The organism is Flavobacterium sp. WG21 (assembly GCF_000335775.1).
GTDB lineage: Bacteria > Bacteroidota > Bacteroidia > Flavobacteriales > Flavobacteriaceae > Flavobacterium > Flavobacterium tructae.
Genome location: NZ_AMYW01000004.1, coordinates 1 through 17252 on the forward strand (window position 1 = coordinate 1; position 17252 = coordinate 17252).

The 17252-nt window shown below is 34.8% G+C and carries 12 protein-coding genes; all 12 read right to left on the reverse strand.

Annotated elements, in window-relative coordinates; translation table 11 throughout:
* Positions 1 to 10 precede the first annotated feature (10 nt).
* The 12 genes from C245_RS0104310 to C245_RS0104370 all read right to left on the reverse strand — a co-directional run bounded on the left by C245_RS0104310 (position 11) and on the right by C245_RS0104370 (position 17093).
* A complete protein-coding gene (locus tag C245_RS0104310; protein WP_017495351.1) occupies positions 11 to 625 on the reverse strand; it encodes an acyloxyacyl hydrolase in 615 nt (204 codons plus the stop codon).
* A 262-nt stretch (positions 626 to 887) separates the two neighbouring features.
* A complete protein-coding gene (locus tag C245_RS24190; protein WP_017495352.1) occupies positions 888 to 1043 on the reverse strand; it encodes a hypothetical protein in 156 nt (51 codons plus the stop codon).
* A 15-nt stretch (positions 1044 to 1058) separates the two neighbouring features.
* Positions 1059 to 1229 (reverse strand): hypothetical protein, encoded by a 171-nt coding sequence (locus tag C245_RS24195; RefSeq protein ID WP_017495353.1) that lies wholly within the window; start codon positions 1227 to 1229, stop codon positions 1059 to 1061.
* Between the two features lie 268 nt (positions 1230 to 1497).
* On the reverse strand, positions 1498 to 4476 hold the full coding sequence (secDF, locus tag C245_RS0104325; protein WP_017495354.1) for a protein translocase subunit SecDF: 2979 nt from the start codon (positions 4474 to 4476) through the stop codon (positions 1498 to 1500).
* A gap of 227 nt (positions 4477 to 4703) precedes the next feature.
* A complete protein-coding gene (mdh, locus tag C245_RS0104330) occupies positions 4704 to 5639 on the reverse strand; it encodes a malate dehydrogenase (RefSeq protein ID WP_017495355.1) in 936 nt (311 codons plus the stop codon).
* Between the two features lie 109 nt (positions 5640 to 5748).
* On the reverse strand, positions 5749 to 7689 hold the full coding sequence (gyrB, locus tag C245_RS0104335; protein ID WP_017495356.1) for a DNA topoisomerase (ATP-hydrolyzing) subunit B: 1941 nt from the start codon (positions 7687 to 7689) through the stop codon (positions 5749 to 5751).
* Between the two features lie 354 nt (positions 7690 to 8043).
* Complete coding sequence (locus tag C245_RS0104340; protein WP_026109863.1) at positions 8044 to 10779, reverse strand: pitrilysin family protein; 2736 nt, start codon at positions 10777 to 10779, stop codon at positions 8044 to 8046.
* A 348-nt stretch (positions 10780 to 11127) separates the two neighbouring features.
* Positions 11128 to 12744, reverse strand: coding sequence for an asparagine synthase B (gene asnB / locus C245_RS0104345; protein ID WP_017495358.1), 1617 nt, complete (start codon positions 12742 to 12744; stop codon positions 11128 to 11130).
* Positions 12745 to 13057: 313 nt separating this feature from the next.
* Positions 13058 to 14734: an asparagine synthase B gene (asnB, locus tag C245_RS0104350; RefSeq protein ID WP_017495359.1), complete on the reverse strand. Its 1677-nt coding sequence runs from the start codon at positions 14732 to 14734 to the stop codon at positions 13058 to 13060.
* A gap of 874 nt (positions 14735 to 15608) precedes the next feature.
* Entirely contained in the window at positions 15609 to 16058 is a 450-nt protein-coding gene (locus tag C245_RS0104360; RefSeq protein WP_017495361.1) for a hypothetical protein, read from the reverse strand.
* Between the two features lie 73 nt (positions 16059 to 16131).
* Positions 16132 to 16479, reverse strand: a complete 348-nt coding sequence (locus C245_RS0104365) for an SH3 domain-containing protein (RefSeq protein ID WP_017495362.1) — start codon at positions 16477 to 16479, stop codon at positions 16132 to 16134.
* An 83-nt stretch (positions 16480 to 16562) separates the two neighbouring features.
* Positions 16563 to 17093 (reverse strand): GNAT family N-acetyltransferase, encoded by a 531-nt coding sequence (locus tag C245_RS0104370; protein ID WP_017495363.1) that lies wholly within the window; start codon positions 17091 to 17093, stop codon positions 16563 to 16565.
* Positions 17094 to 17252: the final 159 nt, after the last annotated feature.

The window sequence follows — 17252 nt, forward strand, 5'->3', positions numbered from 1 at the left end:
GCGTTTTTATTTAAAGGAAATACGAAATACCTAATTCAATGTTTCTGGTATTATATCCCGCATTTTCACTATTTAGGCCTCCATTTGAAACGTGCCGAATGTTACCACGAGCATCCAACTGTAAGCGATTCATTTTAATCGAAAAGCCCATCGCAAAAACATCTGCAAAAGCAAAACCTTTAGACATTCTTTCTGTTTCCGTATCTGTAATCATTGGTCCGATACTTCCTAAAGCATAAACAGAGAAAACTTTTCCAATTGGTTTCCTAACCAGAAAACCAAGATTCAGCACGTACTCATGCACGTCCTTCAACTTCGTATATTCTTCCCTCTTTTCAAGATAATCAGGTCTGTCCGGCTTCACAAAGTAAAAGTTCATCAATTGATGTCTTCCAAAATTAACTTCCGGCTGAACCAAAACCTCATATTTAAAATACTTTGATTCGTTAACCCGATAGCGCAATTCGACTTTATAAAAATGGTTGGTAAATGTGTAATTTCTATTATTAAATTCGCTCCCAAAACCATAATTGATTCCTATAGTCAGCTTTTCGTTTTTAGTCTGCCCCAAGGCTTTAAATGCGCCAAAAACAATAATTAGAATCAACAGTAATTTTCTACCCATAAATACTTTTTTATTACCCTAAATATAGCACAAAAAAAAGATCCGGCTTACACCGGATCTCTTTTCAAATACTTAATTTACATTTTACAATATTTTGCTTCTATCGCAAAATTCAGTCCTTTAGAATTGAATTACCTGACTTATTAAACTTAATTTGCAAGTCATACTTAGCACATCTCCCTCCTAAATAGAAAGCTACTGAAATACAAAAAAGTACCAGAATAAATAATCGTATAATTTTTTTTTCTTCCATTTTAGCAATCTATACATTATGCCTTGCATCATATGCAGCACAAGCAGCTCCAAGTTCATAACAACACCATACAGCGGCTAAACCAAGTGATAGAATCCCACTGATTCCTCCATTAATATCTTTTACTTCTTCTTCTTCTTCTGATAATTCTATTACATTTTCCATAATCTAATTTCGATTTTATGAATTTAAATGATAACCTAACATAAATGCGCCCAGGCCAACCGGACCACATACTAAATAACACCCAAGCCCAACCAAATAAGTTGTTTCAGATACACCTCCCTCAACTTCCTTCATTTCCTGAACATTGAGCACTACTACCGCTAAATTTTCTAATTGTTTTTCCATGATTTCATTTTTTCTAAATTAATAAATTTTCAATAAAATCATTCTATCGAAATCTTTTTCTTACAACAAATTTAACCGACTTCCGTCTAGTAACCTTGGACGGAAGTCTTGCTTATTTATTTTTAACAAATATTCTATTAAAAAAACTACAGCCTTCCTACAGGTAAACCTAATTATTCTTAAAACTTCAATACATCGTACCCATTTTTAATGCAAAAAAAAAGATCCGGCTTACACCGGATCTTTTTATTATATCTTAAGTATATGATTATACTTTATTATTATGCTTGTCTTCGATTGTGTGCTTATCATCACTTGAAATTGTGTCAACCAATACCGGTGTAGCAATAAATAATGATGAATAAGTTCCTACTACAATACCAATTAACATAGCAAAGATAAATCCTCTGATAGATTCTCCACCAAAGATAAACATCGTTAATAATACAATGATCATCATTAATGACGTATTCAACGTTCTTGATAATGTAGTATTAATAGAAGCGTTTACGATATCTTCAAAACTTCCTTTACGGTTTCCGATGATGAACTCTCTAATTCTGTCAAATACAATTACAGTATCATTCATAGAGTAACCAATTACGGTAAGGATAGCCGCAATAAAGTGCTGATCCATTTCCATGTGGAAAGGCATGAATTTGTAGCATAAAGAGTAGATTCCTAATACAAAGATAACGTCGTGTGCTACCGCTGCAATCGCACCTAATGAATATTGCCATTTACGGAAAGAGATCATTAAGTATAAGAAAATAACCGCCATTGCACCTAATACAGCCCAGTAAGAGTTTGTTTTGATATCCTCAGAAATAGAAGCTCCAACTTTAGATTGTTGTACAACACCAATTCTTTTACCATCAAATGAATTGATGAATTTTTCGTAAGAAGTGTTAGGGAAATATTTCGTCAACGACTTGTATAAAATTTGGTTCACTTCTTCATCGATAGCTACACCGTCTTCTTTAATTTTATATTTAGTTGTGATTTTCAACTGATCATCATCACCTAAAATTTTCGCCTCAACCGGAGTACCGAAAGCAGCAGACAATTCATCTGATACTACAGTAGCATCAACAGGTTTTTCAAATTTTACCTGGAATGTTCTTCCTCCAACAAAATCAACACCTTCATCCAATCCGTTTACGAAAAAGATAGAAACTAAACTCACAACTACTACAATTGAAGAGAAGATGTATGTGAATTTTTTAATTTTAATAAAGTCAAAGTGGAAGTTTGTAAACCAGTTTTTAGTAACACTTGTAGAAAAAGTTAAATCTCCTTTTCCAGCAATGTTTCTGTCAATAAAAATTCTTGCGATAAAGATTGATGTAAACAATGAAGTTACGATACCAATCAATAATGTTAATGCAAAACCTTTAATTGGTCCTGTACCAAAAATAAACAAGATTGCTCCAGTTAAAACGTGCGTTACGTTTGCATCAATAATAGAACGCATTGCTCCGTGCCATCCGTAAGAAGCTACAACCGCATCAGACAATGATTTACCTTCACGCAATTCTTCTTTTGCTCTTTCAAATATAATAATGTTCGCATCTACCGCAGTACCTAATGTTAATACGATACCTGCAATACCTGGTAATGTTAATACAAAACCAAAACTTGCCATAATTCCAAAAAGGAAAAGTAAGTTTAATAATAATGCAAGGTTAGCATACCAACCAGCTTTACCATAATAGAATACCATCCATAAACAAACTAATAAGAATCCTAATACAGAAGAAATTGTACCTGCATCAATTGCTGCCTGACCTAAAGATGGCCCTACAACTGTTGACTGAATAATATCTGCAGAAGCCGGTAATTTACCTGCATTTAATACGTTAGCTAAATCTTTAGTTTCAGCAACATCAAAAGATCCAGTGATCTCAGATCTACCTCCGGCAATTGGTCCGCTTGTAACACCTGGTGCAGAGTAAACAATATTATCTAAAACGATAGCAATGTATCCTTTTTGAGAGAAAGCTCTTCCAGTTAATTCTTCCCAAACTTTAGCTCCCTGACTGTTCATTTGCATAGAAACAGCCGGTTTTCCTAATTGGTCAAAAGTATCTTTTGCATCTGTAACAACTCCACCGCTCATCGCAGGAACGTTGTCTCTGTTTCCTTTTAAAGCATATAATTCAACTGCTTCAATATCTTTTCCTTTTGCGTCTTTAATTGTAGTTGGTTTACTCCAAACAAATTTTGCATTGTGTTGGTCAGCACCCAATAAAACTCTGATATCTGCTCTTTTAAAGTAAGCATTTACAGCAGCAGTATCTTTAGGAGCAAAATATCCTAAAACTGGTCCACCACCCTGACCTAACATTTTGTCAAATAATGGGTTGTTTCCTTTTTTAGTATCAACTGAATCTTTAGCATTATCCGTTAACAATGCATTCAATGAATCTTTAGCAACAGCTTTAGTTTCTTTTACTTTAACTTCAGTCTTTTTTAAAGCCTCGTTAGAAGCTACTAAGAAGTTACCAATTTCTTCGATTTTAAAAGTTTCCCAAAACTCTAATTGAGCTTTTCCTCCTAATAATTTCTTAATTCTATCTACATCCTTAGCACCTGGAAGCTCTACTAAAATTCTTCCTGTTTCTCCTAATTTTTGGATGTTTGGTTGAGTTACACCAAATTTGTCGATACGCTCTCTAAGTACTTTGTAAGCACTTTCGATAGATTCGTCAACTTTTTTCTTAATTACTTTTTGAACTTGTGCATCAGACATTTGAAAATCTACACCACCTTCTCCTTGTAAACTTCTGTTTGCAAAAATATCAGGTGAAGCTAATTTTACTGATCCTTTTGAGTTAGCCTCAAAAGCTTCAAAGAACTTATTTAAATAGGTTTTGTTTCCTTCTAAATTTGCAGTTGCATCAGCTAATGATTTATTAAATACCGGATTTTTAGAATTGTTTGCTAATCCTTTCAAAACGTCTTTAACAGAGATTTGAAGAATCACGTTGATTCCCCCTTCTAAGTCAAGACCTTTATTAAGTTGTTTGTTTTTTACTTCGTTATAAGTAAAATCAGTAAAACCAAGGTTTAACACTTTTTCTTTCCCAATAGAATCTAAGTATTTTAATTCTTTATCAGGATTATCTCCTGCAAAAGCTTTAGCTTCACTTTTGACACTATTGGCCACAAAAGTGAACGAGAGTTGGTAAATACTTACCAATGCAAATAGAATTGCGAAAAATTTAATAAGTCCTTTATTCTGCATTATTACTAAAAATTAATTATTTTTTATTGTTTGTTTTTGTTTTAAAGTCCCATAGAATAAGCCCTGATATGATTTTTTAGCACTAAAAAATCAAGATCACGAATTACAACATTTTTTTTAACCCGAGCAAATATATAATTAACGAAAAGATTAACCAATTTATTTATTAATTAATCTCAAAAAAAAGACTGCAAAAGTGCAGCCTTTTCCTCTTTTTACGAAATTCGTTATACTAAAATCGATTTTAAAGCGTCATTCATGCTTCTCACCGCATCTGCACTTTTCGCAAATAAGGCTTTTTCATGATCATTTAACTGAATGTCTAATATTTCTTCCACTCCGTTTTTACCAATTATACAAGGTACACCTATACAGATATCATTTTGTCCATACTCTCCTTCAACAAAAACAGAGCAGGCGATCATTTTTTTCTGATCATTCAGAATACTATCTACCAGATAAGCCACAGAAGCTCCTGGCGCATACCATGCTGACGTTCCCAAAAGACCTGTAAGTGTCGCTCCACCCACCATAGTATCAGCAGCTACTTTTTGCAATACTTCTTCTGAAAGAAATTCAGTTACCGGAATTCCGTTATAAGAGGCCAGACGGGTTAATGGAATCATAGTAGTATCACCATGTCCTCCAATAACCATAGCCGAGATATCATTTGCCGGCTTATCTAAAGCTAATGAAAGATAGGTTCTGAAACGAGAACTGTCTAACGCTCCACCCATACCAATAATTCTGTTTTTTGGTACTCCGGTCGATTTCAATGCCAAATACGTCATCGTATCCATTGGATTAGAAACTACAACTATTATAGTGTCCGGAGAATATTTCAGTACGTTTTCGGCAACTGTTTTTACAATTCCTGCATTTATACCTATTAATTCTTCACGGGTCATTCCTGGTTTTCTTGGAATTCCAGATGTAATAACTACTACATCACTTCCAGCAGTTTTAGAATAATCATTGGTCACCCCAGATACTTTGGTATTAAAACCTGTATTTGTGGCACATTGCATAATATCCAACGCTTTCCCTTCGGCAAAACCTTCTTTAATATCCAACAACACTACTTCGCTTGCAATTCCTCTATAAGAAATAACATCTGCACAGGTAGCTCCAACATTTCCTGCTCCTACAATGGTAACTTTCATATTTTATACTTTATCGGTTATTAATTAATTTGTTTGTTTGATAAATCGACAATTCGTTTAATCGTTTAAGTAAATTTAAACAATTAAACGAATTGATGATTAAAATTTATTACGCATCGATATTAGCGTAAACTGCATTTTTCTCGATAAATTCTCTACGCGGCGGAACTTCATCTCCCATTAACATAGAGAAAACTCTGTCAGCCTCAGCCAAACTATCAATGGTTACCTGACGCAGAGTTCTGAAATTCGGATCCATTGTTGTTTCCCACAATTGCTCCGCGTTCATCTCTCCAAGACCTTTATAACGCTGAATCGCGGCGCTTCCACCCATTCTCTCGTTGGCCTGATCACGCTGAACATCATTCCACGCATATTCTTTCTTGTTTCCTTTTTTAACTAAGTACAAAGGCGGTGCAGCGATATAAACGTGACCTTCTTCGATTAGTTCTTTCATGAAACGGAAGAAGAACGTTAATATTAAGGTAGAGATGTGACTACCATCGACATCCGCATCACACATGATGATTACCTTGTGGTATCTTAATTTTTCAATATTTAAGGCTTTACTGTCTTCTGCGGTACCTACTGTTACTCCTAAAGCAGTAAAGATATTTCGAATCTCTTCGTTTTCGAATACTTTATGGTGCATCGCTTTCTCCACATTCAAAATCTTACCACGTAAGGGTAAAATTGCCTGAAAATTTCTGTCACGACCTTGTTTAGCAGTTCCACCCGCCGAGTCTCCCTCGACAAGGTAAACCTCACATCTTGCAGGATCCTGCTCTGAACAATCTGAAAGTTTTCCCGGTAATCCACCACCGCCCATAACGGTTTTACGCTGTACCATTTCACGAGCTTTCTTAGCCGCGTGACGTGCCTGAGCAGCCAAGATTACTTTTTGAATAATGACTCTGGCATCGTTTGGATTTTCTTCCAGATAATTCTCTAACATCTCTCCAACAGCCTGAGAAACCGGAGAAACTACTTCTCTGTTTCCTAGCTTTGTTTTGGTCTGACCTTCGAATTGAGGCTCTGCAACTTTTACCGAGATAATAGCAGTTAATCCCTCACGGAAATCATCTCCCGCAATTTCGAATTTCAATTTATCCAACATTCCGGATGCATCAGCATATTTTTTAAGGGTTCTTGTTAAACCACTTCTAAAACCTTGTAAATGCGTTCCTCCTTCGTGTGTATTGATGTTATTTACGTAAGAGAAAATATTTTCTGTATAACTTGTATTGTAAATCAGCGCCACTTCAACCGGAATTTCTCCTTTATCGTGATCCATACTGATTACATGCGAAACAATTGGCTCGCGGTTACCGTCTAAATAACGAATATACTCTTTTAGTCCTTCTGTAGAATGAAAAACTTCGCTTCTGAATTCTCCTTTTTCATTTACTTCTCTTTTATCTGTAAAAGTGATTGTAATTCCTTTGTTCAGAAAAGATAGCTCGCGCATACGAGCGGATAACGTATCATAAGAGAACTCTGTAGTCTGTGTAAAAATGGTATTATCAGGGTAAAAAGTCTGACGTGTACCTCTTTTTTCTGTTTCTCCTATTTGTTTTACCGGATATAACGATTTACCTCTTTCGTACTCTTGTTCGTAGATTTTTCCTTCTCTAAAAACGGTAGATTTCATGTGAACAGAAAGAGCATTTACAACCGACACCCCTACTCCGTGCAAACCTCCGGAAACCTTATAAGAATCTTTATCAAATTTACCTCCGGCTCCAATTTTAGTCATTACAACTTCAAGTGCCGAAACGCCTTCTTTTTTATGTAAATCAACCGGAATACCACGACCATTATCCTCAACTGTTACTGACCCGTCTTCGTTTATTGCAACACCAATGGTATCACAATGTCCTCCCATCGCCTCATCAATAGAGTTATCTACAACTTCATAAACCAAATGATGAAGCCCTCGAACTCCCACATCTCCAATATACATCGATGGACGCATTCTTACGTGCTCCATTCCTTCTAATGCCTGAATACTATCTGCTGAATAATTGTTCTTCTTGATTTCTTCGCTCATATAATTTATTCTAAAAAATGTATTTATTGTCTAACACGCAAATATATAAAAACGCAAATTATATATCCCTAAAATTCCGATTTAAAGCACTTAAGTTATCAACACAATTGTCTGAAAAACCTAAAAATATGCCTAAAAGAACACTTAAATTACAATTTTCTTAAATTACAAATTACAAAATTTTAGAATGCAGTAAAAAATCAATTGATTTTATAAAGTCTAAATTGCAAAACGCCTATTTTTTAAACCGTATAAAAAAAACCGAAATAACATTATAAAATGCATTTCGGTTTTTATGATTTTAAAACTCCCTGAAATTGGAATTTGGATTTTTAAAATGAATCTTTCTAAACTTTATTGTTTTTTATTAAAATCTCCAACATAAACAGAAGTCATTTTATCTAAACTTAAGTACTTTTTCGCAACCGCGTTTACCTCTTCGATTTTCAAGGCTTTAACTTTAGCTTCAAGCGTATCATAATCTTCCAAAGGAACTCCGTATTGCAGATAAACATTGGTCAAATCCATTAAAGTTCCGTCATCACCCAATCGTGTTTTTCTTTCATTAAGCCAGCTCACAAGATTTGATTTTAACTCTTCTGCTGTGAAGCCATCTTTTAATGCTTTTGCAATTTCTTCTTTTGCAGCAATCTCAACGGCATTTTTCTTCGTTGGATTTAAAAATGCATAATAAGCCCAATACGAAACATCATTGGTGATGGGTACATTTACGAACGACCCTGCTCCGTAACTGATTCCTTCTTTTTCTCTCAATCGCATCGGTATTCTTGCGCTTAGAAAACCTCCGCTTCCTAACATTTCATTGGCCATCACAAAAGCAGGATAATCAGCATCTTTCTGAGTCATTTTAAAGCTGATTTTACCCACAGCAACCGCATTTTCTTTATCAGGAGTAATATACTCTTTATCGGCTTTCTGTGTTTCAAAATAAGTCGGTATTGCTCTCTCATATTTTGATTTGGAATTCCATTTACCAAAAGTACTCTCTAAAATCTGAGCTGTAGATTTCGCTTCTAAATCTCCCACTACAGTCCCTACTCCATTATTTCCTCCTAAAATGTTTTTATAGAAATCAATAAGTTCCGGCTGTTTTATCTTTTTGTAAGCATCAATTTGTTCCTGAACGGTCGCAGTGTAAAAAATACTCTCTTTTGGATATTTAGAGGTTTGTCTTGAAACTTCGATAAATGCCAGAGAATTAGGATCATTTAAACTCGATTCTAAGTAGGTGTTATATTCACTGATTGTTTTGGTTAACTCATTTTGCGGAAAAGTAGCATTAGTCAATAAATCTCCTAAAATCTCCATTACTTCCTTAAAACTTTCTTTATAGGTACTAACATTCACCGTTAATGTTTGTCCTGAAAAACCAAATGACAAACTTGATTTCAGAAGGTCTAAACGATCACTAATTTGTTCTTTTGTACGGGTAGTTGTTCCGGTCTTTAACAATTGAGCCAAAATAGCGCCAACATCTGATTTTCCGGATAAATCCTTTTCATTACTTACCGGAAATTTAAACGCTGCCTGAACTTTTCCTCCTTTAATTTCTTTTTTAATCAAGCCATACTTAGCGCCATTACTTAACTTTCCTTCAACAAAATTTTGTTTCAGATTTTTAATAGAAGCTTCAAACGGAGCTGTTTCTTTTTCAAGTGCTTTTCCTTTATAATCTTTAGTAAAAGCTGCTAATTGCTCGTCAGTATATTCGACTGGCTTAACTCTTTGTTCGTCTTTTGAAGGAATAAATACTCCCACAGTTCTGTTGTTACTTTTAAAATACTTTTCAGCAACTCTTTGTATGTCTTCTTTTGTAAGTTTTTCGATTGCATCTCTATACAGGAAACCTAATCTGTAATCACCTGCACCAATAATTTCGGTAAGATTTATAGCAAAAGAAATGGTGTTATTTTTAACCCCTTCAATTTGCTTGATAATTTTAGCTTTAGCTCTGCTTACATCTTCATCCGTGTATTTAGTTGATCCAATCTTATCCAGTTCAGCTCTTACCAGTTCTTTTGTTGCTACAACATCTTTATCGTTAGGAACAGCTACTCCAAAGTACACAAAACTGGCATCTCTGGTGGTTGGCTGCCAATAATAAATACTGGAAATCTTTTGAGTTTCTACCAGTGATTTGTACAAATAACCAGATGGATCGGCTGTTAAAATTTCCCCCAGAGCATCAATGGCTGCATAGTCTTTATCTGCATAGGCTGCGGTATGGTACAATACCCCGATATTTTTGCTGTCACCGGCTCTTTTCAGCTCCACAAACTTTTCGCCATCCTGCGCTGGCTCTATCGTATACGTTTTATCCAAAACTCTTTTAGGTTTTGCAATGCTTCCAAAATATTGACCTACATACTGCAATGCTTTTTTCTCATCAAATTTTCCGGCAATTATCAAGGTTGAATTATCCGGCTGATAATATTTCTCGTAGAAAACTCTTAATCTGTTAGCTTTTACGCGTTCAATATCTTCTTTACTACCAATGGTGCTTTTTCCGTAATTGTGCCACAAATAAGCCGAAGAAAGTATTCTTTCCTGTAAAACACCGTCAGGGTTGTTTTCTCCTATTTCGAACTCGTTTCTAACTACAGAAAATTCTTTATCTAAATCGGTCTGTAAAATAGTCGCATTGATCATTCGGTCTGCTTCCATTTCAATACTCCATTTCAGATTTTCATCATTCGATGGAAAAACTTCATAATAATTGGTACGATCCAGCCAAGTTGTACCATTAGCAGCACCTCCTTTTTCAGAAAGCATTTTTTTAATATCTCCTAAGTTTTTGGTACTCTTAAAAAGCATGTGCTCTAACAAGTGAGCCATTCCTTTTTCTCCGTAACCTTCGTTTCTGGAGCCAACATTGTAGACAATATTTACCACCATATTACTTTGGGAAGCATCCGGAATCAAGAGCACTTTCAATCCGTTATTCAGGGAATATTCTTTTACTCCTTCGACATTTTTAATATATTTTGGCACGTCAGTTTTTTGTGCGTACACCGGACTTAACGAAGCTAGCGAGCAGCACAAAACACTACTAAGCAATAAGTTTCTCATAGATAAAGTTTAAAATGGTTAGTTATTAATGGTAACCAAATATAATATTTTTCCTAAACACGGTGAGCGACAATTAACTTAGTTTTTAGAAATGTTCAAGGATTCAAATCTTAATTTTCAAATTTCAAGTTTCAGGTTTCAAGTTTCAGGTTTCAAGTTTCAAGTTTCAAGTTTCAAGTTTCAAGTTTTGAAATTTGGAATTTGAGTTTTAATAACTAAAAGTTTTCTTTCTTTCAAATCATAAAAAAATCCGGAACTACATTTGACATGTCTCTCCGGATTTTTTTAAAACTTATTTTCAATAATGATTTTGTTCCCTCTATTAAGAAGCAACACTCCTTGCATATTTTAAGCAATAATTCCTGCTTTCGAAGCTTCAACACCTGCTTTGACGTGCGCTGCATTAGCTCTTCCGCTTGGATCCTGATTTTCCTGCCATTTCGGTATCCATTTTCTAACGGTTTGTGCTGAACTAACTTGTGGATAGAATTTATGGAAAATTGATCTGTACAAATAAGCTTCCTTAGTTGTCGGTGAATTATATGGAAATTCTACGCTTGCACCTGCAAGCTGTTCGTCTGAAACCTGTGCGGCGCAGAATTCAATCAATTCATCTACCCAGTTATATCCCACTCCATCCGAAAACTGTTCTTTTTGTCTCCATAAAACTTCCTCTGGTAAATAAGGATCGTCTGGTGTATCAAAAGCTTTTCTTAAAATGTATTTTTCAATTCCATCGTAGGTTTTTGGTTGTTTTTCTATGGTTTTAATTCGGATTGACGCCTCTAAAAATTCTTTGTCCAAAAACGGAATTCTCGCTTCCAGTCCATGTGCCATTGGTATTTTATCAGCACGCAGCAAATCAGCAGTAAACAATTTTTGTACTCTTTCGATAGTTTCATCCTGAAATTCCTCTGCTGATGGTGCATTTCTAAAATACAAATGACCTCCAAAAACCTCATCGGCACCTTCACCGGAAAGAATTACTTTAATTCCTTTATCGGCAATTACCTTTGACAACAAATACAATGGCACTCCTGATCGCACCGAGATAATATCGTAAGTTTCAATATGATAGATTACTTTTTCTAAAACCTCGATTCCTTCTTCAACTGTAAAATAGATTTCGTGATGTTCTGTCCCTAAAAATGCTGCCGCAGATCTTGCTGCTTTATTATCTGGTGCATCAGCATCTAATCCGATAGAAAACGAATGCAGTTTTTCTCCGTTTTCTTTCAATAATCGCGCAGCAATTGCTGACGTTAATGAAGAGTCTAATCCTCCTGAAAGTAATACTCCCACAGGAACTTCACTCATTAAACGTTTACGGGTTGCTTCAATTAAAGTATTACGAATTAAATCTAAATCTAATTTTTGATTGGCTTTGGAGTGGTCTTCATATTCGGGATTGTAGTATTTTACAAAACCGGTTTTACCTGTATAATAGTGCCCCGGAGGAAAAGTTGAAAAGGATTTGCACTGATCTGAAATGGACTTCATTTCTGATGAAAAATAAATTCTCCCTCTCTCATCCAGTCCATAATACAATGGTTTTACACCAACTGCATCTCTGGCTGCTATGTAATTATCTCCGTCAACAATTACAAAAGCAAAATCACCATCCAGCATATGACAAAACTTATGCCCAAATTCTTCGTACAAATGCACGATAACTTCTGAATCTGATTTTGTTCTGAAGCTATGCTCTTTTAAGACTGTATCTTTTAGTTCCTGATAATTGTAAATCTCTCCATCATGCACCATCCAGGCCTTATTAGTTCCCTGAATAGGCTGCTTACCTGATTTTAAATCAATAATCGACAAACTTTCATGGCAAATAATACTGCCATTTTCCATAATATGCAAATCACTTTCATCAGGACCGCGATGCGACATTCTTGCAGAAAGCTCTTTTACGAGTTGCGGGTCTTTACCTTTACCTATAACAGCTAATAATCCAGACATACTGTTCTATATTTTTTTATTATTCTCTTTATTTTTTTGGATATTAAATACGTTAATCCAATATTTAATATTTTTCTAATGTTTGGCTAAGCTAAATATTATTTCTGAATTTTATGTACTTATTCAGCTACATTTTTAGTTCTTACCATTTTTTTTCGGCAAATGCCAAATATAAAAAAGTAAAATCAGATCATTGCTTAAAAAAACTCTTAACTAACTGAAATAATACCATTTAACATCCTAAGACAAGAAAAACGTTCCCAGTACTGAGAACGTCTTTCGAAAATATATATACTAATTCTAAAAATACTTTTTATGCTTTAGCGTATGCATCATCGTGCACACTGGCTACAGCTCTTCCTGAAGGATCATTCATGTTTTTGAAAGCCTCATCCCATTCTAAAGCAATTTTTGTACTACACGCTACACTTGCTTCCTGAGGTACGCATAATGCAGCGGCATCACTTGGAAAATGTTCTGCAAAAATAGAACGATAGTAATATTCTTCTTTAGATGTTGGTGTCTGCAATGGGAATTTATACTTTGCATTGGCCAGTTGTTCGTCTGAAACTTCTTGGGCTACCACTTCTTTCAAAGTATCAATCCAGCTGTATCCTACACCGTCTGAAAATTGTTCTTTTTGTCTCCAGGCAACACTTTCAGGCAACATATCTTCAAATGCTTTACGAACTACCCATTTTTCCATTGGATGCTCTTTGTTGATCATTTTATCCTGTGGGTTGATTCTCATGGCAACATCCATAAATTCTTTATCCAAAAACGGAACACGTCCTTCAATTCCCCAGGCTGCTAAACTCTTATTGGCACGTAAACAATCGTACATGTGTAATTTACCTAATTTACGAACGTTTTCTTCATGGAATTCTCTCGCGTTTGGTGCTTTATGGAAATACAGATACCCTCCGAACAATTCGTCTGCTCCTTCTCCTGACAATACCATTTTGATTCCCATTGATTTGATCACTCTCGCCATTAACCACATGGGGGTCGAGGCTCTGACAGTTGTTACATCATAAGTTTCTAAGTTGTAAATCACGTCACGAACAGCGTCCAATCCTTCCTGAATGGTAAATTTAATTTCATGATGAATGGTTCCGATGTGTTTTGCAACCACCTGCGCTGCTGCTAAATCAGGTGATCCTTCTAAACCAACTGAAAAAGAGTGCAATTGCGGATACCATGCATCAGTCGTATCATCTGACTCGATACGTTTTTGTGCAAATTTTTTGGCTACAGCCGAAGTAATAGACGAATCTAAACCTCCTGAAAGTAAAACTCCGTAAGGAACATCACTCATTAATTGTCTGTGAACTGCTGCTTCAAGTGCTTTTTTGATTTCAGAAATACTGGTTTCATTATCTTTTACTGCTTCATATTCAGTCCAGTCTCTTTTGTACCATTGTACAAATTCGCCATCTTTACTAGTCATATAATGTCCTGGAGGAAACAGCTGGATTTTTGTACAGTACCCCTCTAAGGCTTTTAATTCAGAAGCAACATAAAACGTTCCGTGCTGGTCCCAACCAATGTACAATGGAATAATTCCCATGTGATCACGAGCTATAAAATACTCATCTTTCTCTACATCATAGATTGCAAATCCAAATATTCCATTCATTTCATCTACAAAATGAGGTCCTTTTTCTCTGTAAAGTGCTAAGATTACTTCACAGTCACTTTCGGTCTGAAAGTTGTATTTACCCTGAAATTGTTTACGTAATTCTCTGTGGTTATAAATTTCACCGTTTGCAGCCAAAACCAGTTTTTTATCTTCGGTAAATAATGGCTGTTTTCCTGAGGCCGGGTCTACAATCGCCAAACGCTCGTGTGATAAAATTGCTTTATCATTACTATATATTCCGCTCCAGTCCGGTCCGCGGTGACGGATAATTTTAGACATTTCCAAAACCTGAGGTCTTAAAGTCTCAGCTTTTTGCTTTAGATCAAAGGCGCATACGATTCCACACATAACTATATATTTTTAATTATAAACTTTTAATTTGATGAAGCAAAGATGCGATATCAGTTACGATTGAAAAACACATAAGTTATTTTTAATTACAATTTAAAACCAAAAATCGATTTTTACATACAAAACATAAAATTTAAGCATTTAAAAAAGCCTCAAACTTAAAAATTTCAATTTTGAGCTTCATAAAAGAAAAAAAAGCAAACTAACAGAGAAATATTTAAATTAAATCACAGCAAATATCAGAATCATTAACAGATTCTCAAAGAGAAGAATAAATACTGTTCTGAAATTATTGTTTCAATCAATCCCGAAGTTTAGGGAGAAATTATCTGAAGATTGATAAACTTTATATTGATCGTTCCTAAGGAACTTATTGATTGGTATTCATGCCTCTTCAACGGATTAAAATCCGTTGCTACAAGATAAACCGTTCCTCCGGAACTTGTATATAAAAGCCTTGATCTTTACATATATTGCAACAACGGATTTCAATCTATTGAAAAGAGTAATTAACAATACATAGTTTCTAAAGAGCAAGGTATAAGAGCCTTGGGCTCGACATATATTATAGCAACGGATTTTAATCCGTTGAAAAAAAATAATCAACAAAACAAAGTTCTGGAGGAACGACACAATTAAATTTAAAAAAGTTTAAAAAGAAACACTAAGGTAAAGCTTTGAAAAAATAAACTAATCCACCTATAGTCATCATTACTATAATCGTCCAATTTTTGAAAGACTGAAAATTAATTTGAAATTTATATTGATCCTTTTTTTCAATTGCATCCTTTAACCAAAGCTTGTGAAGTTTATAATAAGCAAAAGCAGCTCCAAATAGAGAGAAGCTGCATATTAAACTCAAATAATCCATTTAATTAACTTCCTGAATTAAATATTTTGTGCTGTTAATTTCAAAAGTAAACCCCGCTTGATTTCCCATCAAGTGGGCTCCCAAAGGAGATTGAGGTGAAAGTGCAATAACATTTGTACCTTCAATATTAATTTTAGGAAGTGCTACACTTACATACAAAAAGATTCCGTTGGCTTTTACCAAACTTCCCGAAATGATATTTTCGGTTGTTTTTGAAGCATCAATTTTGTCTAAGACTGCTTTTTGGGCAATGGCTTCTTTCAGTTTATTGGTGAGTTTTTCCTGTTCTATATGCATCATAGACAAAGCAGTTTCATGTTTGTCTCCGGCAGAACCCTTTGCATCGTTTTTAGAATCTTCGGTCAAAGCCGAAATCATGTCTCTAAAAACGTCAATTCGATCCTGAACCATTTGCTGGTAATGTGTATGTATTTTTTGTTTGAAAGTCATTTTTTTTTTGAGGTACTGAGGTTCTGAGTTGCAAAGGTGCAAAGGTTAAAATTAGAAATGAAAAAAAATACGCTTAACCTATTATTTCATCAGGAATCCATCCTTCATCATTATTTATAATTTTTCTTACCCAAGTCCAGCCGTTCAAACTCTTAATTTTTAGAATTTCATCGTCTTTGTCAACGTCGAGTTCTTTCGCAGTGTAATACTCTAAAACTTTAGCCTCTTTATTGTCCTCAGAAATTTCAAGTATCTGAATGGGTACCCAGCCTCCATTAATTCCGTTATCTGCCCAAATCCACCCTTTCCACTTTTCTTCTGTTTCCTCTTCTCCTAATTTTACAATCTCACCCTTATCAAGAGTAATAGGATTTTCATATTGTGTTTTATAGGTTTCAAGAATTTTAAATACTTCTGTCATTATACAGCTCTTTTAATGAAATGAGTTTTTTTGGAGGTACTGAGGTTCTAAGGTGCAAAGTTTTTTTCTCTTTGTTTTATTTTTTATCCAAAGAAAGCCGATGGATAAACTACTTTTCCGCTTACTCCTGACAATCCATTTTCGGTTAAAGGAATCACCATGCAATTTTCTGCCGGAACATCGAAAGGCATTTCGATATTGTATTTTTCACAAAGTTCATAACCAAATCTCGGATAATAATCGGGATGTCCTAATAAGATCACTGATTTATATCCTAATTCTTTCGCGACTTCATGAACGTGCACGATAAGTTTCGAACCAATTCCCTTTCCTTGAAATTTTGGCAACACTGAAACGGGAGCCAATGCCAAAGATTCAAAAGATTCTGTATCGTTTTTAATTTCTAATTTCGTCAATAAAATATGCCCTGCGATTTCATTCTCTACTTCGGCAACAATAGATAATTCCGGAATAAAAGCAGCTGATTTTCTTAACCTTTCAACCAAAAACTGTTCTTTATGATCGCTGTATTCTTCCTTTTCAAAAGCTTTTTCAATTAAGTCAAAAACACTTTTGTGGTCCTTTTCATTTTCTTGTCTGAGTTTAATTTTCATCTTAATTATTTTAAATATCTGCCTATTTAACCGCAAAGCACGCAAAAGTTTTTATCATGAATCGCGCTTAGCAAACACAAAGTTCGCAAAGCTTTATGTTGAAATAGCTTTGCGAACTTTGTATTTTATCTGCGTAACGCAAAATAAAAAACTTTTGCG